Below are 21,368 nucleotides of genomic sequence, written 5' to 3' on the forward strand. Positions count from 1 at the left end.
AGTGATCAGAACAGCTTGCCCGGGTTGAGGATGCCCAGCGGGTCGAAGGCCGCCTTCACGGCCCGCTGCATCTCCACTCCGACGGGGCCGAGCTCGCGCGCCAGCCACTCCTTCTTGAGCACGCCCACGCCGTGCTCGCCGGTGATGGTGCCGCCGAGTTCCAGGCCGAGGCCCATGATCTCGTCGAAGGACTCGCGGGCGCGCCGGCACTCGTCGGGGTCCTGCGCGTCGAAGCAGACCGTCGGGTGGGTGTTGCCGTCGCCCGCGTGGGCGACCACCCCGATGGTCAACTCGTGCTTCTGCGCGATGCGTTCGACGCCGTCGATCAGCTCGCCGAGTCGCGACCGGGGCACGCACACGTCGTCGATCATCGTCGTGCCCTTGACGGCGTCCAGGGCGACCAGCGCCGACCGTCGTGCCTGGAGCAGGAGTTCGGACTCCGCGAAGTCGTCGGCGGGCACGACCTGGGTGGCGCCGGCCGCCTCGCACAGCGCGCCGACGGCAGCGAGGTCGGCGGCCGGGTCGGGGGTGTCGAAGGCCGCCAGCAGCAGAGCCTCGGTGGTCTCCGGAAGTCCCATGCGGGAGAGGTCGTTGACGGCCCTGACCGTCGTACGGTCCATGAGTTCGAGGAGCGACGGCACGTGCCCGCCCGCCATGATCCGGCACACGGCGTCGCACGCGGCGGCCCCGGAGGCGAACTCGGCCGCGAGCACCAACTGCTGCGGCGGCTGCGGCCGCAGCGCCAGGATCGCCCGGACGACGATGCCCAGCGAGCCCTCGGAGCCCACGAACAGCCGGGTGAGGTCGTACCCGGCGACGCCTTTCGCGGTGCGGCGGCCGGTGGTCATCAGCCGGCCGTCGGCCAGGACGACGTCCAGGCCGAGGACGTACTCGGCCGTCACCCCGTACTTCACACAGCACAGGCCGCCCGAGGCGGTGCCGATGTTGCCGCCGATCGTGCACGTCTCCCAGCTGGAGGGGTCCGGCGGGTAGTACAGGCCGAGTGCGTCGACCGCGCGGGAGAGGGTCGCGTTGACGACGCCCGGCTCGACGACGGCGATACGGTCGACCGGGTTGATCTCGAGGATGCGGTCCATCTTGACGAGGGAGAGGACGATGCAGCCCTCGGAGGCGTTGGCGCCGCCGGACAGGCCGGTGCGGGCGCCCTGCGGAACGACCGGGACGCGCAGTTCGGTCGCCGTGCGCATGACGTGCTGGACCTCTTCGGCCGTGCGCGGCAGCACGACCACGGCCGGAGTGCCGGCCGGGCAGAAGCCGGCCATGTCGTTGGCGTAGGAGACCGTGACGTCCGGGTCGGTGAGGACGGCCTCGGCGGGCAGGCCGGTGAGCAGACGTTCTACGAGGCTACGGCTCATGATCACAGGTTCGCACCCGGGGCCATCGGTGTGAACCCCGTCCGCCGGACGCTTCGGCTGACGTCATACGGTCGTCGTACTGGCGCACAGTGAACGCCATGGAGAACGACGCCATGGAGAAGGAACAGGACACCGCCCCCGAGGATGCCCCCGGGAAGACGTTCCGGCCGCGGCGGCGGCTGGTCGTCGGCTCGCTCGTGGGGTGTCTGGTGCTGGGCGGCGGGGTGCTGATGTGGCTGTCCGGCGGGGGATCGGGGCAGCGGGCGCCCGCACCGGCCGCGGGGGCGCAGGCGGCCACGGCGGTCCGGGCCGGGGTGCCGGCCGCGCTGTCCGACCTGGCCGTGCTGATCGACGAGCGCGAGAGCCGGGTGCGGGAGCATCCGCGGGACGCGCGGTCCTGGGCGGTGCTCGCCGCGGCCTACGTCGAGCAGGGCCGCCGCACCGCCGAGGTGGCCGTCCAGTACCCCAAGGCCGAACAGGCGCTGCGGACCTCGCTGAAGGTGCGCCCCAGGAACAACGCCGACGCCCTCGACGGGCTGGCCGCGCTGGCCAACGCGCGCCGTGACTTCCGGGCCGCCCTGAGCTGGGGCGAGGCCGCGCGCAAGCTGGCGCCGAAGCGCTGGACGACGTATCCGCAGCTCATCGACGCGTACACCGGGCTCGGCGACTACAAGAAGGCCCGCAGGTCCCTCGACCGGCTGCTGGCGCTGCGCTCCGGGCCGGCCGTGCGGGCGCGGGCCGCGGGCGTCTACTGGGAGCGCGGCTGGCGCGAGGACGCGCAGGCGGCGCTGGCGGACGCGGCGGCCGGCGCCTCCTCCCCCGCCGAGCAGGCGGCCTGGCTGGAGCGGGCCGGGCAGCTCGCCTGGGAGCGCGGCGACCGGGCGGACGCGCTGCGGCACTTCCAGGAGGCGGTCCGGATCGACCCCGACCAGCGGGCCGCGCAGGCCGGGCAGGGCCGGGCGCTGGCTGCGCTGGGACGGACCTCGGAGGCGCTGAGCGCGTACCGGGCGGCGCTCGCCAGACAGCCGCTGCCGAGTTACGCGCTGGAGCTGGGCGAGCTGTACGAGTCGCTGGGGCTCACCCAGGCGGCGCATGTGCAGTACGACCTGCTGCGGACGCGGGTGCGGCAGGAGGCGGCGGGCGGGGTCGACGGGGAGCTGCTGCTCGGCCGGTTCGAGGCGGACCACGGGGACCCGGTCTCGGCGGTGCGCCGGCTGCGGGCCGAGTGGCGGCGCCAGAGCGGGATCGCGGTCGCGGACGCGCTGGGCTGGGCGCTGCACCGGGCCGGCGACGACAAGGCGGCCCTGGGGTTCGCCCTGATCGCCACCGACCGGGTGCGCGGCGGCGCGGTGCACAGCGCGCCGTACCTCTACCACCTGGGCATGATCGAGCGGAAGCTGGGCAAGGACGGGCCGGCCCGGCGGCATCTGCGGGAGGCGTTGCAGATCAACCCGTACTTCTCGCCGCTGCTCGGCCCGGTGGCCCGGGAGGCGCTGGCGCAGCTGGGCGAGGTCCCCGAACGCCCCCTGCCCGAGTGACTCCTCCGGCCCGCGTGAATCCTCCCCCGGCCCGCGTGACTCCTACAGGTTGCCGCGCTTCTCCTGCTCGCGTTCGATCGCCTCGAACAGGGCCTTGAAGTTGCCCTTGCCGAAGCCCATCGAGCCGTGCCGTTCGATGATCTCGAAGAAGACGGTCGGGCGGTCCTGGACCGGCTTGGTGAAGATCTGCAGCAGATAGCCGTCCTCGTCGCGGTCGGCGAGGATCTTCAGCTCGCGCAGGGTCTCGACGGGGACACGGGTGTCGCCGACCCACTCGCCGAGGGTGTCGTAGTAGGAGTCCGGGGTGTCGAGGAACCGCACGCCGGCCGCCCGCATCGTCCGTACCGTCTGCACGATGTCGTTGGTGTTGAGCGCGATGTGCTGGACGCCGGCGCCGCCGTAGAACTCCAGGTACTCGTCGATCTGGGACTTCTTCTTGGCGATCGCGGGCTCGTTGATCGGGAACTTGACCTTGAGGGTGCCGTCCGCGACGACCTTCGACATCAGCGCGCTGTACTCGGTGGCGATGTCGTCGCCCACGAACTCCTTCATGTTCGTGAAGCCCATGACCTTGTTGTAGAAGCCGACCCACTCGTTCATCCGGCCGAGCTCGACGTTGCCGACGCAGTGGTCGATCGCCTGGAAGGTGCGGTGGGCGGGCGGTTCGACGATCGGGTCCGCGGCCTTGAACCCCGGCAGATACGGGCCGTCGTAGCCGGAGCGGTCGACGAGGGTGTGGCGGGTCTCGCCGTAGGTGGCGATCGCGGCGAGGACGACCGTGCCGTGCTCGTCCTTCAGCTCGTAGGGCTCGGCGATCGAGCGGGCGCCGTGCTCGACGGCGTAGGCGTACGCTGCGCGCGCGTCCGGGACCTCGATGGCGAGGTCGACGACGCCGTCGCCGTGCTCGGCCACATGCTGTGCGAGGAAGTGGCCCCAGGCGGTGGCGGGCTTGACGACGGAGGTGAGGACGAACCGGGCCGAGCCGTTCGTGAGCACGTACGAGGCGGTCTCGCGGCTGCCGGTCTCCGGTCCGGAGTAGGCGACCAGCCGCATGCCGAAGGCAGTGGAGTAGTAGTGCGCCGCCTGTTTGGCGTTGCCCACGGCGAAGACGACCGCGTCCATCCCCTTCACCGGGAAGGGGTCGGCCTGCCGGGCGGTGTCGGGAGTGCGGTGCGTGGTCTGCGTCATAGCGAAAGCCTCGCTCCGGCCCGCAAGGTGCGCAATAGTTCACGTGCCAGCTGGACAATATGCCCAGTGGCACGACAGTTTCGGCGGGCTTTCTGTACAGGGTGACCATCTCGGAGGCGGGCGCATATGGCGATCGATCAGCTGGACGGCCGGATCATCGTGCTGCTGGCCCGGGAGCCGCGTCTGGGGGTGCTGGAGATGTCCCGGCGGCTGGGGGTGGCCCGGGGGACCGTGCAGGCGCGGCTCGACCGGCTTCAGTCGAACGGAGTCATCCGGGGATTCGGGCCGCAGGTCGATCCGGCGGCCCTCGGCTATCCGGTCACCGCGTTCGCCACCCTCCAGATCCGGCAGGGGCAAGGGCCCGACGTACGGGCGCACTTGGGATCGGTGCCGGAGGTGCTGGAGCTGCACACCACCACCGGCGGCGGGGACATGCTGTGCCGGCTGGTGGCCCGGTCCAACGCCGATCTCCAGCGGGTCATCGACCGGGTTGTCGGTTTTGATGGCATTGTCCGGGCCTCCACCGCGATCGTGATGGAGAACCCCGTTCCGCTGCGGATCATCCCGCTGGTGGAACAGGCCGCCGAGGACGCACGGGAGTAGGACCCAGTCGATCCAGTCGATGTCGGGCGGTGAGCGCGTGTGAGCTTCTGGGAGTACCTGGACAGCCGTCACCAGCAGCTGCTCACCGATGCCTGGCAACACGCCAGCGTCGTCTTCCAGTGCATGGTCGTGGCGACCGTGGTGGGCGTGCTGATCGGGGCCGTCTCCTACCGCAGCGACTGGGGCGGCAACCTCGCCACCACCGCCACCTCCACGATCCTGACCGTCCCGTCGCTCGCCATGATCGGTCTGCTGATCCCGGTGGTGGGCCTGGGCGTGCCGCCGACGGTGATCGCGCTGACCCTGTACGGGCTGCTGCCGATCGTGCGGAACTCCATCGTCGGACTGCGCGGCGTCGACCCCGCCCTGGTGGACGCCGCGACGGGCATCGGGATGTCCCGGCTGACCCGGCTGGCACGGGTCGAGCTGCCGCTGGCCTGGCCGCCGATCCTGACCGGGATCCGGGTCTCCACCCAGATGCTGATGGGCATCGCCGCCATCGCCGCGTACGCCTCCGGGCCCGGCCTCGGCAACGAGATCTTCCGTGGTCTCGCCTCGCTGGGCAGCAAGAACGCGCTCAACCAGGTCCTCGCGGGCACGCTCGGGATCATCGCCCTGGCCCTGCTGTTCGACGCCGCGTACGTCCTGCTCGGACGGCTGACGATTCCCAGGGGGATCCGTGTCTGACGCCCGGTCCGCATCGCATGGCGCGTCGATCGAGCTGGAGAACCTCAGCAAGCGGTATCCCGGCAACCCCCACCCGTCCGTCGACAGCGTCAACATGGAGATCAAGGCCGGCGAGACGGTCGTCTTCGTCGGGCCGTCGGGGTGCGGGAAGTCGACCACCCTGAAGATGATCAACCGGCTGATCGAGCCGACCGGCGGGCGGATCCGGATCGGCGGCGAGGACGTCACCGACATCGACCCGGTGAAACTGCGCCGCAAGGTCGGCTACGCGATCCAGTCCTCCGGGCTCTTCCCGCACATGACGGTCGCGCAGAACATCGCCCTCGTGCCGAGGATGATCGGCTGGCCCAAGACCCGGATCCGGGACCGCGTGGAGGAGATGCTCGACCTGGTCGGGCTCGACCCCGGCGAGTTCCACGGCCGCTATCCGCGCCAGCTGTCCGGCGGGCAGCAGCAACGGGTGGGCGTGGCCCGGGCCCTGGCGGCGGATCCGCCGGTGCTGCTGATGGACGAGCCGTTCGGGGCCGTCGACCCGATCACCCGCGACCACCTCCAGGACGAGCTGATCCGGCTCCAGCACGAGCTGCACAAGACGATCGTGTTCGTCACCCATGACTTCGACGAGGCGATCAAGCTCGGCGACCGCATCGCGGTGCTGCGCGAACGCTCGCACATCGCCCAGTTCGACACCCCGGAGGCGATCCTCACCAACCCGGCGGACGACTTCGTCTCCGGGTTCGTGGGGGCGGGGGCCGCCCTGAAGCGGCTCAACCTCAGCCGGGTGCGGGACGTGGAGATCACCGACTACCCGACGGTGACCGTCGACGACCCGCTGCAGACCATCTTCAACCGGCTCCGCTCCAGCGGCACCAACGAGATCCTGCTCCTCGACAAACGGCGCCGGCCCTACAAGTGGCTGCGCCGCGGCGACCTGATGCGGGCCAGGGGCTCGCTGGCGCGGGCGGGAACCCTGGTCAGCGACACGGTGACCCGGGACGCCACCCTGCGCGACGCGCTGGAGGCGGTGCTGACGGACAACACCGGGCGCGTCGTGGTCACCGGGCGGCGCGGCGAGTACACCGGGGTCGTCGACATGGAGACGCTGATGAACTCCGTCCACGAACTGCTGGAGGCCGACCGGCTGGAGGCGCTGGAGGCGCAGGCCGAACTGGAGGAGGCCCGGGCCGCGCAGACGCACGCGGAACAGGAGGGCCCGGCCGGGGAGGCGAAGGCATGAGCACCCCGGAGCTGGACGAGACTCCCGGACCGGACGACGTGCTCGGACCGGACGGCGTGCTCGGGCCGGAGCAGGAGCAGACCGCGGTCCCGCCGCCCCCGCCTCCCCCTCCGCCGCCCCACCGACGCCTCACCTGGCAGCAGCTGACCCTCGTGCCCGCCTTCATCGTCGCCCTGATGCTCGCGACCTGGCTGTGGTTCGAGCAGGCGGACCTGGACGCGATCTCCAAGAACGCGCTGTCCGACGGGCAGGTGTCCAAGGCGCTGTGGCAGCACGTGGAGCTGACGGCGATCTCCACGTTCTTCGTCCTGATCATCGCCATCCCGCTGGGCGTCCTGCTGACCCGCCGGGCGTTCCGCAAGGCCACCCCGATCGTCATGACCGTCGCCAACATGGGCCAGGCCACCCCGGCGATCGGGCTGCTCGCCCTGCTGGTGATCTGGCTGGGCACCGGCATGAAGGCCGCCCTCATCGGCATCATCGCCTACGCCATCCTGCCCGTGCTCTCCAACACCGTCGCGGGACTGAAGGCCAACGACCCGACGCTGCTGGAGGCGGCCCGCGGGATCGGCATGTCCCCGACCGGCGTGCTCAGCAGGATCGAGATGCCGCTCGCCGTCCCGCTGATCCTGGCCGGCGTGCGCACGGCCCTCGTCCTGAACGTCGGCACGGCGACGCTCGCGACCTTCGGCGGGGGCGGCGGCCTGGGCGTGCTGATCACGACCGGCATCACCACCCAGCGCATGCCGGTGCTGGTACTGGGCTCGATCCTCACCGTCGCCCTGGCCCTGCTGGTCGACTGGCTCGCCTCACTGGCCGAACTGCTGCTGCGGCCACGGGGACTGGAGGTGGACCGGTGAAGCGCCCCACGGCCGTGGCGGCGCTGGCGCTGCTCACCGGCTGCGGGCTGACCAGCGGCTCGCCCATGGTCGACGACGTCTCGCCGGGCTCGATCGGCCGGGGCGAGCCGCTCAAGGGCGCCCATCTCACCGTGACGTCCAAGTCCTTCACCGAGAACCTCATCCTCGGCGCGATGATGGGCATCGCCTTCGAGGCGGCCGGCGCGGACGTCCTGGACCGCACCGGCATCCAGGGGTCCATCGGCTCGCGCGAGGCGGTCCGCAAGGGCGACGCCGACGGCATGTACGAGTACACGGGCACCGCCTGGATCACCTACCAGGGCAACAGCAAGCCCATCGCCGACCCCCAGGCGCAGTGGCAGGCCGTGCACGACGCCGACCTGAAGAACGGGGTGACCTGGCTGCCCCCGTCACGGCTGAACAACACCTACGCGCTGGCGATGAACCAGGACGCCTACCGCAAGTACGGCACGAAGACGCTGTCGGAGGTGGCCGCCCTCGCCAGGTCGGACCCCGGCGCGGTGACGCTGTGCGTGGAGAGCGAGTTCGCCAACCGGGCGGACGGGCTGCCGGGGATGCAGCAGGCGTACGGGATGAACGTGCCGGCGTCCCGGATCACGCAGATGGACACCGGGATCATCTACACCCAGGTGCAGAAGGGGAGTTGCACGTACGGGGAGGTGTTCACCACCGACGGGCGCATCAGGTCCATGAACCTGGTGGTGATGGCCGACGACAAGAAGTTCTTCCCCAACTACAACGCGGCCCCCGAGATCAACTCGAAGACCCTGAAGAAGTGGCCGGCGATCGCGGAGGTCCTCAACCCGATCACGAAGAAGCTGACCAACAAGGTGGCGCAGGAGCTGAACGCCAAGGTGGACGTCGACGGGGAGGACCCGCATCAGGTGGCGCTGGACTGGATGAAGAAGGAGGGGTTCGTGAAGTAGGCCCGCTGTCGGCCCGGTCAACAGGCGGGTACCGAGCCGGTCCCCTTCTCCAGCGCGACCAGCGAGCTCACCGCGCCCTCGAGCGTGGTGACCGGGATCAGCCGCAGCCCCTTGGGCAGCTCGGACTTGGCGTCGCCGCACTCGTCCTTCGGCACCAGGAAGACGGTCGCGCCGTCCCGCCGGGCGGCCTGCGTCTTCAGGGCGACGCCGCCGACCGCGCCCACCGTGCCGTCGGCCTCGATCGTCCCCGTGCCGGCGATCGACCGGCCGCCGGTGAGGTCGCCGCCGCTGCCGTCGCCGTCGAGCTTGTCGACGATGCCCAGCGAGAACAGCAGCCCGGCGCTCGGGCCGCCGACGTCGGACAGCTTCAGCGTGACCTTGACGTCGTCGTCGGAGAGCTTCAGATACTTCAGCGCGGCCTCGGTCGCGGCGTCCTGGGACTGCTCCATCTGCTCGGTGTTGTGCTGCTCGATCTCCTTCGTGCTCTCCCCGCTGGGGTAGACGGAGTCGCGCGGCATGATCGCCTGGTCGGCACGGAACCAGCCGTCGATCACATCGCCGAGGGTGACGTCCGTGTCGGGGCCGGTCGCCTCGATCGTCGTCATCCGCAGCTGCCCGCTGGTGTCCCGGGTGGGCGCGCCGGAGATCGTGATCACCTGGGCGCCCTGGTTCTCGCCGAGGACGTTCGCCGTCATGCCCGGCTGCGCCACCGCGAACGGCAGCGGCGCGAGCGCGGCCGTGGCGAGCAGCGCCACGACGGGCAGGGCGCAGACGACGAGGGCCTTGGGGCGTGAGAGGCGTGAGAGCACGGGGTCAATCTAACGTGGCCATGCGTGCGGGCCCGCGGCCGGATGTCGTCGTCGTCCGGCCGCGGGCCGCTGTGCATCTGCGACCGCGCTCAGCGCAGTGCCTCCGCCACCTCCCGTGCCGCGTCCACGACCCGCGGGCCCACACGCTCCGGGACCGCGTCGGCGAGCATGACCACGCCCACGCTGCCCTCGACGCCGGTCACGCCGAGCAGCGGGGCGGCCGCGCCGCTCGCGCCGGCCTCCAGCTCGCCGTGGGTCAGCGTGTAGCCGGGCTCGTTCGGCGGCGGCGCCGGCTTCTGCCGGGCGGAGAGGATCGCCCGGCCGGCGGCCCCCCGGTCCAACGGATGCCGGAACCCGGCCCGGTAGGCGACGTGGTAGTCCGTCCAGGTCGGCTCGACGACGGCGACGGCGAGCGCCTCCGTCCCGTCCACCAGTGTGAGATGCGCGGTCGCGCCTATGTCCTCGGCCAGTGAGCGCAGCGCGGGCAGGGCGGCCTCCCGCACCAGCGGATGCACCTGTCGGCCGAGCCTGAGCACTCCGAGACCGACCCTGGCTCGCCCGCCCAGGTCACGCCGTACGAGTGCGTGCTGCTCCAGGGTGGCGAGCAACCGGTACACGACGGTCCGGTTCACACCCAGTTTGTTGGAAAGTTCGGTGACGGTCAGCCCGTGGTCGGTGTCGGCCAGCAGCTTGAGGACCTTCAGTCCTCGATCGAGCGTCTGGGAGGTCTCCGCGGTCACGACTCCCACTCCTTAAGTGGTGAGGTCGGCAACCCCCGTCGCGGCGGATGCGTCACCGAGTCCCGTCAGTGACGCGCTTCAGAGGCCGCCGATCGACAGATGGGCCCGGCGTGTCCGGGCCCAGTCGCTTCACGGCTGCGCTCCGCGGCGGCGCTGCCACGGGGCGTGTGCGTAGCGGGACAGTAGCGAAGCAGGTTCGCTGAGCGGAAGGCTCCGTCCAGAATCCGGTCATTGGCCGGTATGGACTACTTGTATTTATCCCGATACGTACGGAGCGTGACCCCACTCCGAGCGCCCCCACAGAGGGGTCACTTCATCCGGGTGGCCCACTCCTGCACCTTGGCGATGCGCTGGCGCAGCTGGCCCCCCGTCGCCTCCGCGCTCGGCGGGCCGCCGCACACGCGCCGCAGCTCGGTGTGGATCACGCCGTGCGGCTTGCCGCTCTGGTGGACGTACGCGCCGACCATCGTGTTGAGCTGCTTGCGCAGCTCCATCAGCTCCTTGTGCGAGACGACCGGCCGCCGCTCGGCCGGCAGCTCCAGCAGATCGGCCTCGGCGTCCGGCCGCTTCTTGCTGTGCGCGATCTGCTTGGCCTGCCGCTTCTGCAGCAGCAGCTGGACCTGGTCGGGTTCGAGGAGCCCGGGGATGCCGAGGTAGTCCTGCTCCTCCTCGCTTCCCGGGTGGGCCTGCATGCCGAACTCGGCGCCGTTGTACATCACCCGGTCGAAGACGGCGTCGGACTCCAGCGCCTCGAAGGCGAACTGCTCCTGCTCGCCGGTGTCCTCGTCCTGCTCCTTGTTCGCCTCGTCCATCTCCTGCTCGGACTCGGCGTACGGATCCTCCTCGCCCTCCTTCTTCGGCTTGTCGAGGGCGTGGTCGCGCTCGACCTCCATCTCATTGGCGAAGGTGAGCAGGTCGGGCACGGTCGGCAGGAACACGGAAGCGGTCTCGCCGCGCCGCCGGGACCGCACGAAACGACCGACGGCCTGGGCGAAGAAGAGGGGGGTGGAGATGGTGGTGGCGTACACGCCGACGGCCAGCCGGGGCACGTCGACGCCCTCGGACACCATCCGCACCGCGACCATCCACCGGTCGTTGCCGGCGCTGAACTCGTCGATGCGGTTGGACGCGCCGGTGTCGTCGGACAGGACGACGGTCGCCTTCGACCCGGTGATCTCGCGGATCAGCTTGGCGTAGGCGCGGGCGGAGTCCTGGTCGGAGGCGATGACGAGCGCACCGGCGTCCGGAATGGCCTTCCTGACCTCGGTGAGCCGCTGATCGGCGGCGCGCAGCACGCTCGGCATCCACTCGCCGCGCGGGTCGAGGGCCGTCCGCCAGGCCTGGCTGATCGCGTCCTTGGTCATCGGCTCGCCGAGCCGGGCCGCGATCTCGTCGCCGGCCTTCGTCCGCCAGCGCATCTGGCCGCTGTAGGAGAGGAAGATGACCGGCCGCACGACGTTGTCGGCGAGCGCGGACCCGTACCCGTAGGTGTAGTCGGCGGAGGACCGCCGAATCCCGTCGTTGCCCTCCTCGTACGTCACGAAGGGAATGGGATTGGTGTCGGACCGGAACGGCGTACCGGTCAGCGCCAGCCGCCGGGTGGCGGGCTCGAAGGCCTCGAGACACGCCTCGCCCCACGACTTGCTGTCGCCGGCGTGGTGGATCTCGTCGAGGATGACCAGCGTCTTGCGCTGCTCGCTGCGGTTGCGGTGCAGCATCGGGCGGACGCCGACGCCCGCGTAGGTCACGGCGACGCCGTGGTAGTCCTTGCTGAGCGGTCCGGCGCTGTACTCGGGATCGAGCCGGATGCCTATCCGGGCCGCGGCCTCCGCCCACTGCTTCTTCAGGTGCTCGGTCGGCGCGACCACGGTCACCTGCTGCACGACATGGTGGTGCAGCAGCCAGGAGGCGAGGGTCAGCGCGAACGTCGTCTTGCCGGCGCCGGGGGTGGCGACGGCGAGAAAGTCGCGTGGCTGCTCCTGGAGATACCTCTCCATCGCCCCCTGCTGCCAGGCCCGCAGCTTGCCGGCGGTACCCCAGGGGGCCCGGCCGGGAAACGCGGGCGAGAGGTGATGGGAGTGGGCGGTGGAGGTGGCAGACATAGGTGTGAGCCCGGAGGGCACTCCGTTGAGGGTGGCGGCGGGTGACGGGCGGGCGGTAGTCACGGTCTCCGTGGGGTGGTCGAGCGGCTCGGCTACGTATGACAACCGGGCCACCCTACCGGCGGCCCGGCGTCGTCAACGCGTGAACGAGGCCGGGTCGTCGGTGGTTGGGACCCACGTCACAGCGCCCGCAGCCGCCGCGCGATCGCCGCGACCTCGGACTCCGCGCCGGACGCCACGTCGATGACCAGCTCATACGCCACGTCCTGGTCGCAGGCCGCCAGGTCCACGCCGTGCAGCCCGAGAAACGTCGCGGCGGCGAGCCACGCGGCACGCTTGTTGCCGTCGACGAGCGGGTGGTTCGCGGCGATCGCGTGCAGCAGGGCGGCGGCCTGCTCGTGGACGTCGTCGTAGGCGGCCGTGCCGAACATCCGCGCCCGGGGCCGGTGCACGGCGGAGGCGAGCAGCCCGGGCTCCCGCGCCTCGGGGGCCCGCCCACCGAACGCGATCCGCGCGATGTCGGTGACTTCGGCGACGGTGAGGTGCCGGCTCGGGGGGCCGGTCGGGGGGCCGGTCGGGGGGCCGGTCGGGTGGCCGGTCGGAGGGCTGGTCATTCCCCCAGCCTCCGCAACAGGTCGGCGTGGGCTCCGGCGAGCCGCTCGGCGGCGACCCGCACCCGAGCCTCCTCCTCCCGCAGACAGGTGCGGACGGCGTCCAGCGCGATGTCCTCCGGCGTACGACCGACGGCATCCGCGAGGTCGGCCAGGGCCTGGTGAAGGCCGGGGTCGAGGGGAAGGAGGAGGGGCTGTGGCATGCCGGTGAGGCTAGGGCCTGCTCGCTGCGAGGCCAACGCGTTTTATCGCGCCGGCTTGTGCGCCTGCTCATGCGCCGACTTGTGCGCCTACTTGTGCGTCTACTGCGTCTACTTGTGCGTCTACGTGGCCGACCGCTCCCGCAGCCGGGTCGTCACCCATGCCCCGAACAACGCCACGCCCGCCATCGGCAGGAAGACGGCGACGAACGCGGCCGGATGCGAGGACCCGGCGGCCGTCGTGGCCGTATGCGAGACGGCGCCTCCGCCGAGGGCCGCGAAGGCGGCTCCCCCGACGGCCAGCAGCAGCACATTGGACAGTCCGTCCGAGATCTGCAGCGCGGCGGAGTTGGCCCCCGCCTTCTCGGGAGCGGAGAGCTGCAGCAACAGCACGCTGGTGGAGGAGATGACGAGCCCCATCCCGAAGCACCCGACCCCCCAGGCGACGGCCACGATCCAGGCGGGCACGGAGTGGATCAGCACACTGGGAGCGGAGGCGATGGCGACCGCGGTCAGCACCATCCCGAGCGCCATGAGCCGCTCCCGGTACGGCTCCACCCGCGGCCGCGACTGCACCCACGACCCGAACGCCCAGGTCCCCCCGCCGGCGGCGAGCGAGAGCCCGGCAAGGGTCGGGCTCAGCCCCCGCTGCGTCACGAGCATCAACGGCACGAACGAATCGGCGGCGATGAAGGACCCGGCGGCCACCCCGCGCAACAGCACGACGGACGGCAGCCCCCGGGCGGCCCGCCAGGTACCGCGCGGAAGCAGCCCGAGCACGGCAGGCGCGAGCAGCGCGACACCGGCGGCGGCCGGGATCACCGAGACGGGCCTCAGATCCTGGGCGGCGTACTGCAGCAGCCCGGCCCCGAGAGAGATCCCGAGGGCGAGCCGGATCCGCCGCCGGTCGAAGCCCGCCCCGGACGCCCCCTCCACTGGCCCACCGGCCCGCCGCCGTATCTGAGGCAGCGCGAGCGCAAGCGGAAGCACGACGAGGACGGGTATCCCGAGAAACACCCACCGCCACCCGAGCTGCTCGGTCACCGTCCCGGCGGCAAGCGGCCCGACGACGGACGGCACGACCCAGGCGGCGGCGAACGCGGCCATGATCGCGGGCCGCAGCCGCTCCGGATAGGCGCGCCCGACGACGACGTACAACGCGACGACGACCAGCCCGCCCCCGAGCCCCTGCACGGCCCGCCCGAGAATGAACACCCACATGACCCCTGCGCTCCCGGACAGCAGCAGCCCGGCCCCGAAGGCGACGATCCCCCCGCCCAACGCCCCGAGCGGCCCCCGCCGATCCGACCACTGCCCGGCGAACACCATCCCGAACAGACTGGTCGTGAAATACCCGGAGAACGCGAACGCGTACAACGACACCCCGTCGAGCTCCCGCGCGGCGACGGGCATGGCCGTCCCCACCGCGGTGGCCTCGAACGCGATGAGCAACACGACGGAGACGATCCCGACGCTGAGGGCCCGATAGGACCGCCCGAGGACGGTCTCGGTCTCGGTCTCGGTCTCGGGGTGACTCTCCACTGCGGAGGAAACGGGGTCGTCTGCGACACCGGCGTCGCGGGGTTCGAGGGCAGCCATGGCCGCCAGCGTAAGGTCCACAACCGCCGTTGACCCCTGTCGGAAGACGGGACTCCGTCCGAGACCTTGGTCGTAGGCCCGCCTCACCGCTTCATGAACGGCGTATGGCAGTCCCATTGCAGCGCGCCCGCGCCCCTTGAGCGGCGTCCGGACCGGCCCGTACGGTCGACCTACCAAGTTCGGAACGGGGCCTCAACCCCCACCCCCGACCTGGCCGTGTGCCCGAGTGGCTTAGGGACTCGCCTGCAAAGCGAGTTACGTGGGTTCGATTCCCGCCACGGCCTCTGACCGGCCTGACCAGGCAGAACGAAAGGGCGGCACCCTTCCAAGGGTGCCGCCCTTTCGGTCGTCCGTCTCACTTGCCGTCTCACTTGCTAGCCCGCACCCCTGCCACTCAAGCCCGAACAGACTAGGCCTACGCCCTCACCTGACTGCTCCAGCGGAGGTATGTGTCGCGCGCCGAGACTGGCGATCCTCCCTAATGTGAGTCTATGCACGCCATCCAAGAGGCAGAGGCTTTCGCCACAGAGCAACACGAGATGGGAGCTGCCCTACTGCGGTCGATCCCTCCATCTCGGGCCTACTTCGTATGGTGCGGAGCCTTCACCCTTGCTGTCGCAGTGCTGATCACTCTTCTCGCTCTAATCGAACCCCCGCATACTCCTTGGGCCCGCTCGCTTTACCTCACCGGGTCACTGTCGCTTGCTTTTGGTTCACTGACGCTTCTGTTGAGCTGGGGAAGGCGGCGTCAATATGTGATGCACTTGCACGGCCTCGCCTTGGATGTGCAGGCACACCTGCATTCGCTGTGTACACAAGAAGAACAAATCACGAGTGCGCGCGAACAAACCATGCAGCGATTCGGACGCGCCTATCGGGGCGTACGGCTTAGCAGGCGATGGATAAAGCGCAACAAGCCGCGCAATACCATCGAACGCTATATCATCGAACGCAACGCCCTTGAAGAAGAGCGTGAGCGCGAAGAAGAAGTGCGTGAGCGCGAACGCCTCCACCCCACGAGACTCAGGAAACAGTTGCAGTCAATTGAATCGGTCCGAATGGTTCTTGTACGGGACCTTCTGCAGTACCGGGCCGCTCTAATTGCAGCGGGGGCACACAAGGAGGCTAAAGACCTAGATTCGACGCCGCCCCAGGGTTTGTGCGGGAAGGCAACATGACCCCGCCGTTCCTTCCACAGCCACCACCGTATCCACAAACACGCGGCCAGTGGGTATTCGCAACCACCATTAGCCCTTTAGCTACCATCTTGGCAGCAATCATGGCGACCGCAGCCGCCCTGCAACCTCAACAATCTGACGACCCAAACTGTCTTGCCGAGCTAAAGAATGCACTTTCTATCACTGAACAGTATCCACAGATGCAGGGGAACGTACCAATCACAGATGATGTTGAGCGTCAATGCAAGATCAGACACATCCTAGAACAGAGCCCGCCTAAACAGTTCCCTCCACAACCGTCACCCTCAAAGCCGTAAGAAAGGAAACACAATATCCACGGTGGATTCTACTAATCCACGACAACAGGCGACGGCCGGGATGCCGCAGCCACTGCGACACCCCGGCTTCTCAGGTCTAACTCCAAATTAGACCGTCGACCTGCTTTGCCACCTCGATCCGCACTGCGTCCACCATGTGCTGGTATCGAGCAGCCATAGCAGTGGTTGACCACCCCATAAGGCCCATGACGGCCCGCTCGGGTACGCCAAGGATCAGCAGTACAGTCGCGGCCGTATGGCGCGCGTCGTGCAAACGTCCGTCCCGGACGTTCGCCTCCGCCAGAAGGGACTTCCAATCGGCCCAGTCCCGGCGGTGGGACGGGCTACGTCCGTGTTCGTCCGGGAAGACCAACCCGTTCTCCTCCCAGCGCTTCCCGGCTGCTCCCCGCTCCCCTTCCTGCGCCATGAGGTGGGCACGGAGTAGGTCAACAAGCTGTTCGGGGAGACCGACCGCACGGCGGCCGGCGCGGGACTTGGTGGTGGACAACTCCGGGTTGGTTCGTCGCCTCTGCGGGCAGTACCCGGCCGCCTTGCGTCCGCAGGGCTCCGCGCACCCGTGGGCGTACTGCGGCCGGTGGCGACTACGGCGGACAACGAGGAACCCACCCTCAAGGTCCACGTCCTCCCACTTCAGCCCCAACACCTCGCCCTGGCGCAGTCCGAGGGCAAGGGCGACAGCCCACCGTGCGGAGTTGCGATGCTGGTCAGCGGCCTTGAGCAACCGCTGTACCTCTTGGACGCTGTAGGGCTCCACCTCGTACTCCCCCGTCTTCGGGGCCTTGGCCAACTGAACGGGGTTCTTGCCGAGGTGCCCTCGCCGTACGGCTTCATTGAGGGCGGTTCGGAAAGTGCGATGCACCTGGTGGGCGGTTCCGGGCTTGCTGCCGGTGGCCTGCATGTTCGCGTAGAACACCTCGATGTGCTCGGGCTTGAGCCTGTCGAGACGGTGAGCCCCCAAGCCGGGGATCAGGTGCTTCCGCACGGCGACGCGGTACCCGACCATGGTGTTGTCGTTGACGGCGAGGGGCGCAACGTTCTCGACCCAGTGCGTCAGCCATGTCTTGACCGTCCACGCCTTACCAGGCTTCCGCACGGTCTTGGCATCTCGCTGCTTCTCCAACTCGCGTACAGCGGCCGTCACTTCAGCGCGAGTCTTGCGTTCGACGTGGCGACGGTCCGGGGTGCCGTCGTCGCGAATGCCGACCGTGACGCGGCCGTGCCACTTGCCGTCTTTGCCCAGGTAGATAGAGCTACGGCCGTTGGGCTGTCGGGTGCGCTTCTGTTCCTCTGCCACAGGCAGACTCCTGATTCTCGATGTCGGGATGGGGACCGGGGCGGCGGGTTGTCCTGTCCGGGAGTGCCGCCGCCCCGGGCGTCGTCAAGCGGCGCGGTGGGCAGTGCGGAGACGGGTCACGTACGCGGCCGGCGCGTCGACCGGGACCCTGCGGAGACCGCCGACCATGACGGACTCCAGCTCTCCGGTGCGGATGAGCGCGAAGCACGTCGTCCGGCCGATGCGGAGTCTGCGGGCGGCCTCTTCGACCTTGAGGAGTACGAGGGTCGCGTCGTCGTCGGCGGGGGCGGGGAGGGTGGCGTGTTCGTCCAAGGCTCACTCCGTGGGGCTGAGTTCATGGGCAAGTGCCGTCGCACAAACCGCAATATCCGCAGAAAGGCCGGGGATGGTCTCTGACCTGCGGTGATGGGGTGTGCGGGCGTGATGGGCAGTGCTCCGCAGAAACCCGTGATATTCCGCAAAAATCAGGGGCGGCCGGTCGCCGGTCCCAGCGCGGGGGTGGTGCTCGGCTTTTTTGCGGAATATCGCGGGATTGTGCGGCGGGCCCCTCGCCGGTGTTGCGCGAGGGTCCCGCCGCAGGTCAGCGAGGGGTCCGGGTTTTTCTGCGGATTTTGCGGTTTGTGCGGGAGGGGTTGGGGGCGCGGCCGGTGGTCACCGGTCGCCGTCCCGCAGGCCCGGGTGGGCGAGTAGGCGCGGCGCGGGGGGCCTGCCGCGCTTGCCGGTGCGCTCGGGCTGGTAGGACCGCAGGTATCCGTGGTCTTCCAGCAGCGCGAGGGCGGGTTCGAGATCGGCGACGGTCGGCACCTCGCTGCGGGACAGGGCGGTGAAGACGTCCCGCCGGCTGACGTCCTCCCACCGGTTGTCCCTCAGCACGTCCAGCACACTGCGGGCCCGGCCGATGACCGGGTCCGCCCCCATGGCGTCGAACACAGCGAGGGCGTGAGCGGTGTAGTACTCCCCCAGCTCGATCGCCGCGCACATGGTGTCTTCGGTGACCGGGTGGGCGTAGCCGTTGCCACCGTGTTCGGCGAGGTGCAGCAGCGCGGCCATGCGGGCGGTCGCACCGGCGAGTTTCGCGGCCCAGTTGGTGATGTGGCCCAGCTTGCCGCCGCGCTTCTTGAGCTGCGGTTCGACGCGTTCCTGATAGGCGATCAGGGCCGCGTCCGCTTTCGGGCTGAGCTGGATCATGGCCGGGTCGGTCCATTCCGCGAGGGACAGGGTGAGGTCGATGACCCTCGCGGCGTAGGTGGCGGCCGTCTGCTCGGGGATGGGGTCGGTGACGACCTTCCGTTCGCCGACCATGGACTTGGGCAGGGAGAACAGGAAGCGGGCCAGGAAGCCGCGTCCGTCGAACCCCTTCACCTTGCCGATGTCCTGCAACACCTCGGGTTGCACGGCGAGTCCGATGGTCAGGGCGGGGGCGTCGATGTACTCACGGCGGGACTGCCGGTTGACCCTCAGCCGGTCCCCGGCATGCCCCTTGAGGAAGGCGTCCATGTTCGGGGCCCCGGAGTAGCGGCCCGCGATGATGTCGAAGATGCCGCCCTCCGCGCTCATGACCGACAGCCGGCCGCCCTGCTCTGCCATGAGCGAGGTGACCGTCTCGGGTGTCGAGTCGTCGGCCAGCAGCACCGGTTCGGCGGGGACGGTGAGAGTGCCGGCGGTCTGTGCGAGGCCGACCGCGGTGGCCACCATCTCTTCCCGCTTGTCGCCGTCGGCCGACGCGGCACGGGCGGCGGCCTTGTCGGCCGCTTCCTTCGCGAGTCGGGCGGTCACCTCCGCTTCGACGATGGCGGGCTGCATCGCGGCCTTGAGCTGTTTCTCCGCGTCGTAGAGGGGGTTGGTGAGCAGGGCGAACACAGCGGACTTGCGGTTGCCGGGCGGGAGCGCCACCACGGTGTAGAGGTTGGTGGGCTCGCGCCAGTTGCCGCGTACGTGGACCACGGACCGGCCGCCGGCGGCCGTGGCGAGCACAGCGAGGGCGATCGATCCGGCGAGGTCCACCGGGGTCTGCGTCTCTTCCGCGACGGCCGCCACGAACTCCCCCATCCATGCGGGGAAGACGTGGGCGGGGAACGGCGGAAGCTCGCGGCGGCCGGTGAGGGGAATGGGGTCCTCCCACACGTCCGGGGTCGCGTCGTCCTCGCCGGGCGGTTCTTCCAGGGTGGGCAGTCCCGCCCACAGTTCAGCGTTGTCCACAGGCTGTGTGTTCATGCGACACGCTCCGAGGCCGTCTCAAGGCCGTTGGCGACGGCGCGGCGGGCGTAGACCTCAGGAACCCCGACGGAGACGGCAGCGGCCACGATCTCTTCCCCGATCACGGCCAGTCCGCACGGGCCGGGACACCGGGCGTGCTGAGCGGCGAGGAACCGGGCGACGCCGAACGCCTGCGATCCGGCACCGGATTCGGTGCGGGCTCGTACGAGGGCGAGACCGCGTCCCAGACCGGCGCGGATGTAGCGCTCGGTGTGGCGGCATCCGGCGGCCACCGTCCGGTCCCAGGTGGCGCGTACTGGGAGGGAAGAGGCCACCTCGCTGCACGCGGGGGTGGTGTCTTCCTTCACCGCGAGGGCGCGCACGGCCGCCGGCAGGTCGACCACGCGGCCGGTGCCGGGCCCCAGCCAACGGGCGTACTGCATCAGGGACTTGACGTCCACGCCCGGCCGGACCGCGTTGGATGAGCGCATGGTGCCCCGATAGATCCAGTGCTCACCGCGTGTCGTGGGCACGATGCGGGTGGCGGGCAGTGTCTCGCGGGCCCATGCGACCGCCGCCGCGTTGTCCAGGTCCACCACGGTCACCCCCGCCCCACCGGGGTGGTAGGCGACGGCGACGGCCTGACGCCATGCCGGGGCCCATCCGGGCGAGGTGAGGACGTGCGGGTCAGTGGTGGCGGCAGCCCACCCGTGGCAGGGCCCAGAGCACCGGCACGGGCCCGCCGCTTTCATGTTGGGCCGGTCACCGCAGGCGCTGTCCTTGCAGGTGCGGCAGTTGCCGAACGGGGCCTTGCCCTGCCGCAACGGCAGCGCCGGGACACCGACCGCCGCGAGGGCGAGAGCCACGCGCAGGGGTTCGGGCGTCGTGCTCATGAGATCAGCCCCATCGGCAGGACTCGCACCGTTCGAGTGGCCCGGACCATGGGGCCCTCGCTGAAAGCACGCGGTTCGGTCATGCTGTAGGTCTCCTGTTCTGCTACGTCGGGATCGGAGACCGTGGGCGGCGGGCTGTCCTGTCCGGGAGTGCCGCCGCCCACGGGCGTAGCTACTGCTGGTCGGCGACCCAGTGGGCGTACTGCTGGCGGGTGTAGGCGCGCGGGTCGTAGACAGGGGCCGCGTTGTCGAGGCTCATCAGGCGGCATGCCACGTTCAGGGCCTGTTCCTCGGTGGCGATGCCGTCGGGGGTCAGTCCGCAGGCCATGCGGTCGGTGGCGGCGGCGCGGCGCAGCCACCACACGCGGTCGCGCTCGTGCGGCTCGCGCTCGGTCAGCCACGCCATCTCGCTGCGCAGCTTCGGGGCGTCGGTGTAGGCCTGCTCGGGGTCGGGCCAGATCTCGCGCGGTTCGGCGTCGAGGTAGACGCGGGCGCGCTTGCCGTCACGGGCGGGGTGGACAACGGCCCGCCCGGTGATGAACACGCCGCTCAGGGCGTTGGTCAGGCGGTCGACGTCGGTGTAGTCGCAGATGATCCGGATCTCGAACACAGTTCTCCTGTCAGCGCTTGGAGCCGAAGAGCTTGAGGCTGATGCCGCCCACGCTGATCGGGCCGGTGGCGGCGGCGATCTGGACGGCGGTGTGGACGGCGAAGTCGAGCAAGGCGAGGAAGGCGGCGACGGTGGCGAAGACGCCGACCGCGCCGGCACCGGCGACGGCGAGCGGGTACAGGTAGGCGGACAGGGGGCGGCCGTGGTGGTCGGTGGTGTGGACGACGATCACGACGGGTTGGCCGGTGGCCTGGGCGCGGCGGTAGGCGTCGGCGGGGATGTGCGGGGCGAGGTTGCCGGGCGGTTCGGAGCGGCGCATGGGTCCCCCTTTGAGGGCGCGCGACGGGATGGTGCCGGACGTA

At 70.2% G+C, this 21,368-nt stretch carries 21 protein-coding genes and 1 tRNA gene; 8 read left to right on the forward strand and 14 right to left on the reverse strand.

The features are described 5' to 3' along the window. Positions 1-5: 5 nt before the first annotated feature. Complete coding sequence (locus ABZ725_RS27515) at positions 6-1,376, reverse strand: FAD-linked oxidase C-terminal domain-containing protein (RefSeq protein ID WP_358805224.1); 1,371 nt, start codon at positions 1,374-1,376, stop codon at positions 6-8. 98 nt (positions 1,377-1,474) lie between these two features. Between ABZ725_RS27515 and ABZ725_RS27520 the strand changes: the two genes are divergently transcribed. Next, positions 1,475-2,914: a tetratricopeptide repeat protein gene (locus ABZ725_RS27520; RefSeq protein ID WP_358805225.1), complete on the forward strand. Its 1,440-nt coding sequence runs from the start codon at positions 1,475-1,477 to the stop codon at positions 2,912-2,914. 42 nt (positions 2,915-2,956) lie between these two features. On the opposite strand, the gene hppD is transcribed toward ABZ725_RS27520, so the two are convergent. Then, positions 2,957-4,102 (reverse strand): 4-hydroxyphenylpyruvate dioxygenase, encoded by a 1,146-nt coding sequence (gene hppD, locus ABZ725_RS27525; protein WP_358805226.1) that lies wholly within the window; start codon positions 4,100-4,102, stop codon positions 2,957-2,959. A gap of 126 nt (positions 4,103-4,228) precedes the next feature. Between hppD and ABZ725_RS27530 the strand changes: the two genes are divergently transcribed. The 5 genes from ABZ725_RS27530 (at position 4,229) to ABZ725_RS27550 (ending at position 8,436) form a co-directional block, all read left to right on the forward strand. Then, on the forward strand, positions 4,229-4,705 hold the full coding sequence (locus tag ABZ725_RS27530; RefSeq protein WP_351911772.1) for an Lrp/AsnC family transcriptional regulator: 477 nt from the start codon (positions 4,229-4,231) through the stop codon (positions 4,703-4,705). A gap of 39 nt (positions 4,706-4,744) precedes the next feature. Continuing rightward, positions 4,745-5,392, forward strand: coding sequence for an ABC transporter permease (locus ABZ725_RS27535; RefSeq protein ID WP_358805227.1), 648 nt, complete (start codon positions 4,745-4,747; stop codon positions 5,390-5,392). Then, on the forward strand, positions 5,385-6,629 hold the full coding sequence (locus ABZ725_RS27540; protein WP_358805228.1) for a betaine/proline/choline family ABC transporter ATP-binding protein: 1,245 nt from the start codon (positions 5,385-5,387) through the stop codon (positions 6,627-6,629). The genes ABZ725_RS27535 and ABZ725_RS27540 overlap by 8 nt, the downstream gene beginning before the upstream one ends. Beyond that, complete coding sequence (locus ABZ725_RS27545; protein ID WP_358805229.1) at positions 6,626-7,489, forward strand: ABC transporter permease; 864 nt, start codon at positions 6,626-6,628, stop codon at positions 7,487-7,489. The genes ABZ725_RS27540 and ABZ725_RS27545 overlap by 4 nt, the downstream gene beginning before the upstream one ends. 65 nt (positions 7,490-7,554) lie before the next feature. Next, positions 7,555-8,436 (forward strand): glycine betaine ABC transporter substrate-binding protein, encoded by an 882-nt coding sequence (locus ABZ725_RS27550; RefSeq protein ID WP_358805313.1) that lies wholly within the window; start codon positions 7,555-7,557, stop codon positions 8,434-8,436. Positions 8,437-8,453: 17 nt separating this feature from the next. Here the strand turns inward: ABZ725_RS27550 and ABZ725_RS27555 are convergent, their stop codons facing one another. The 6 genes from ABZ725_RS27555 to ABZ725_RS27580 all read right to left on the reverse strand — a co-directional run bounded on the left by ABZ725_RS27555 (position 8,454) and on the right by ABZ725_RS27580 (position 14,497). Continuing rightward, positions 8,454-9,245 (reverse strand): S16 family serine protease, encoded by a 792-nt coding sequence (locus ABZ725_RS27555; RefSeq protein WP_358805230.1) that lies wholly within the window; start codon positions 9,243-9,245, stop codon positions 8,454-8,456. A gap of 89 nt (positions 9,246-9,334) precedes the next feature. Next, positions 9,335-9,985: a helix-turn-helix domain-containing protein gene (locus ABZ725_RS27560; protein WP_351911782.1), complete on the reverse strand. Its 651-nt coding sequence runs from the start codon at positions 9,983-9,985 to the stop codon at positions 9,335-9,337. 308 nt (positions 9,986-10,293) lie between these two features. After that, positions 10,294-12,087 carry a DEAD/DEAH box helicase gene (locus ABZ725_RS27565; RefSeq protein ID WP_351911784.1) on the reverse strand — a complete coding sequence of 598 codons (1,794 nt, stop codon included), beginning with the start codon at positions 12,085-12,087 and terminating at the stop codon, positions 10,294-10,296. Between the two features lie 179 nt (positions 12,088-12,266). After that, on the reverse strand, positions 12,267-12,701 hold the full coding sequence (locus ABZ725_RS27570; RefSeq protein WP_358805231.1) for a type II toxin-antitoxin system death-on-curing family toxin: 435 nt from the start codon (positions 12,699-12,701) through the stop codon (positions 12,267-12,269). Then, complete coding sequence (locus ABZ725_RS27575) at positions 12,698-12,901, reverse strand: hypothetical protein (protein ID WP_358805232.1); 204 nt, start codon at positions 12,899-12,901, stop codon at positions 12,698-12,700. The genes ABZ725_RS27570 and ABZ725_RS27575 overlap by 4 nt, the downstream gene beginning before the upstream one ends. Positions 12,902-13,021: 120 nt before the next feature. Beyond that, the gene (locus ABZ725_RS27580; RefSeq protein ID WP_358805233.1) at positions 13,022-14,497 is read right to left on the reverse strand and encodes an MFS transporter; all 1,476 of its coding nucleotides are present in this window, start codon (positions 14,495-14,497) and stop codon (positions 13,022-13,024) included. A gap of 212 nt (positions 14,498-14,709) precedes the next feature. On the opposite strand from ABZ725_RS27580, the gene ABZ725_RS27585 reads away from it, so the two are divergent. After that, positions 14,710-14,781: transfer RNA gene (locus ABZ725_RS27585), tRNA-Cys, on the forward strand. Positions 14,782-14,988: 207 nt separating this feature from the next. Continuing rightward, positions 14,989-15,675, forward strand: coding sequence for a hypothetical protein (locus ABZ725_RS27590; protein WP_358805234.1), 687 nt, complete (start codon positions 14,989-14,991; stop codon positions 15,673-15,675). 414 nt (positions 15,676-16,089) lie between these two features. Here ABZ725_RS27590 and ABZ725_RS27595 read toward each other — a convergent pair whose 3' ends face one another. From ABZ725_RS27595 to ABZ725_RS27620, 6 genes are all read right to left on the reverse strand, one after another. After that, positions 16,090-17,307: a site-specific integrase gene (locus ABZ725_RS27595; protein WP_358805235.1), complete on the reverse strand. Its 1,218-nt coding sequence runs from the start codon at positions 17,305-17,307 to the stop codon at positions 16,090-16,092. An 84-nt stretch (positions 17,308-17,391) separates the two neighbouring features. After that, complete coding sequence (locus ABZ725_RS27600) at positions 17,392-17,619, reverse strand: excisionase family DNA-binding protein (protein WP_205070345.1); 228 nt, start codon at positions 17,617-17,619, stop codon at positions 17,392-17,394. Between the two features lie 339 nt (positions 17,620-17,958). After that, the gene (locus ABZ725_RS27605) at positions 17,959-19,506 is read right to left on the reverse strand and encodes a YfjI family protein (protein ID WP_358805314.1); all 1,548 of its coding nucleotides are present in this window, start codon (positions 19,504-19,506) and stop codon (positions 17,959-17,961) included. An 11-nt stretch (positions 19,507-19,517) separates the two neighbouring features. Next, positions 19,518-20,396: a DNA primase gene (locus ABZ725_RS27610; RefSeq protein ID WP_358805236.1), complete on the reverse strand. Its 879-nt coding sequence runs from the start codon at positions 20,394-20,396 to the stop codon at positions 19,518-19,520. 172 nt (positions 20,397-20,568) lie between these two features. Further along, on the reverse strand, positions 20,569-21,006 hold the full coding sequence (locus ABZ725_RS27615) for a hypothetical protein (protein ID WP_358805237.1): 438 nt from the start codon (positions 21,004-21,006) through the stop codon (positions 20,569-20,571). A 10-nt stretch (positions 21,007-21,016) separates the two neighbouring features. Next, on the reverse strand, positions 21,017-21,325 hold the full coding sequence (locus tag ABZ725_RS27620; RefSeq protein WP_358805238.1) for a hypothetical protein: 309 nt from the start codon (positions 21,323-21,325) through the stop codon (positions 21,017-21,019). Between the last annotated feature and the right edge of the window lie 43 nt (positions 21,326-21,368).

Source organism: Streptomyces sp. NPDC006872 (assembly GCF_040635845.1).
Lineage (GTDB): Bacteria > Actinomycetota > Actinomycetes > Streptomycetales > Streptomycetaceae > Streptomyces.

Bases quoted from the DNA above. Each gene is read 5' to 3' on its own strand.
- ABZ725_RS27550 (WP_358805313.1), top strand. From the start codon at position 7,555: ATGGTCGACGACGTCTCGCCGGGCTCGATCGGCCGGGGCGAGCCGCTC.
- ABZ725_RS27565 (WP_351911784.1), bottom strand. From the start codon at position 12,087: ATGTCTGCCACCTCCACCGCCCACTCCCATCACCTCTCGCCCGCGTTT.
- ABZ725_RS27515 (WP_358805224.1), bottom strand. From the start codon at position 1,376: ATGAGCCGTAGCCTCGTAGAACGTCTGCTCACCGGCCTGCCCGCCGAG.
- ABZ725_RS27590 (WP_358805234.1), top strand. From the start codon at position 14,989: ATGCACGCCATCCAAGAGGCAGAGGCTTTCGCCACAGAGCAACACGAG.
- ABZ725_RS27520 (WP_358805225.1), top strand. From the start codon at position 1,475: ATGGAGAACGACGCCATGGAGAAGGAACAGGACACCGCCCCCGAGGAT.
- ABZ725_RS27530 (WP_351911772.1), top strand. From the start codon at position 4,229: ATGGCGATCGATCAGCTGGACGGCCGGATCATCGTGCTGCTGGCCCGG.
- ABZ725_RS27620 (WP_358805238.1), bottom strand. From the start codon at position 21,325: ATGCGCCGCTCCGAACCGCCCGGCAACCTCGCCCCGCACATCCCCGCC.
- ABZ725_RS27545 (WP_358805229.1), top strand. From the start codon at position 6,626: ATGAGCACCCCGGAGCTGGACGAGACTCCCGGACCGGACGACGTGCTC.
- ABZ725_RS27580 (WP_358805233.1), bottom strand. From the start codon at position 14,497: ATGGCTGCCCTCGAACCCCGCGACGCCGGTGTCGCAGACGACCCCGTT.
- ABZ725_RS27610 (WP_358805236.1), bottom strand. From the start codon at position 20,396: ATGAGCACGACGCCCGAACCCCTGCGCGTGGCTCTCGCCCTCGCGGCG.
- ABZ725_RS27575 (WP_358805232.1), bottom strand. From the start codon at position 12,901: ATGCCACAGCCCCTCCTCCTTCCCCTCGACCCCGGCCTTCACCAGGCC.
- hppD (WP_358805226.1), bottom strand. From the start codon at position 4,102: ATGACGCAGACCACGCACCGCACTCCCGACACCGCCCGGCAGGCCGAC.
- ABZ725_RS27570 (WP_358805231.1), bottom strand. From the start codon at position 12,701: ATGACCAGCCCTCCGACCGGCCACCCGACCGGCCCCCCGACCGGCCCC.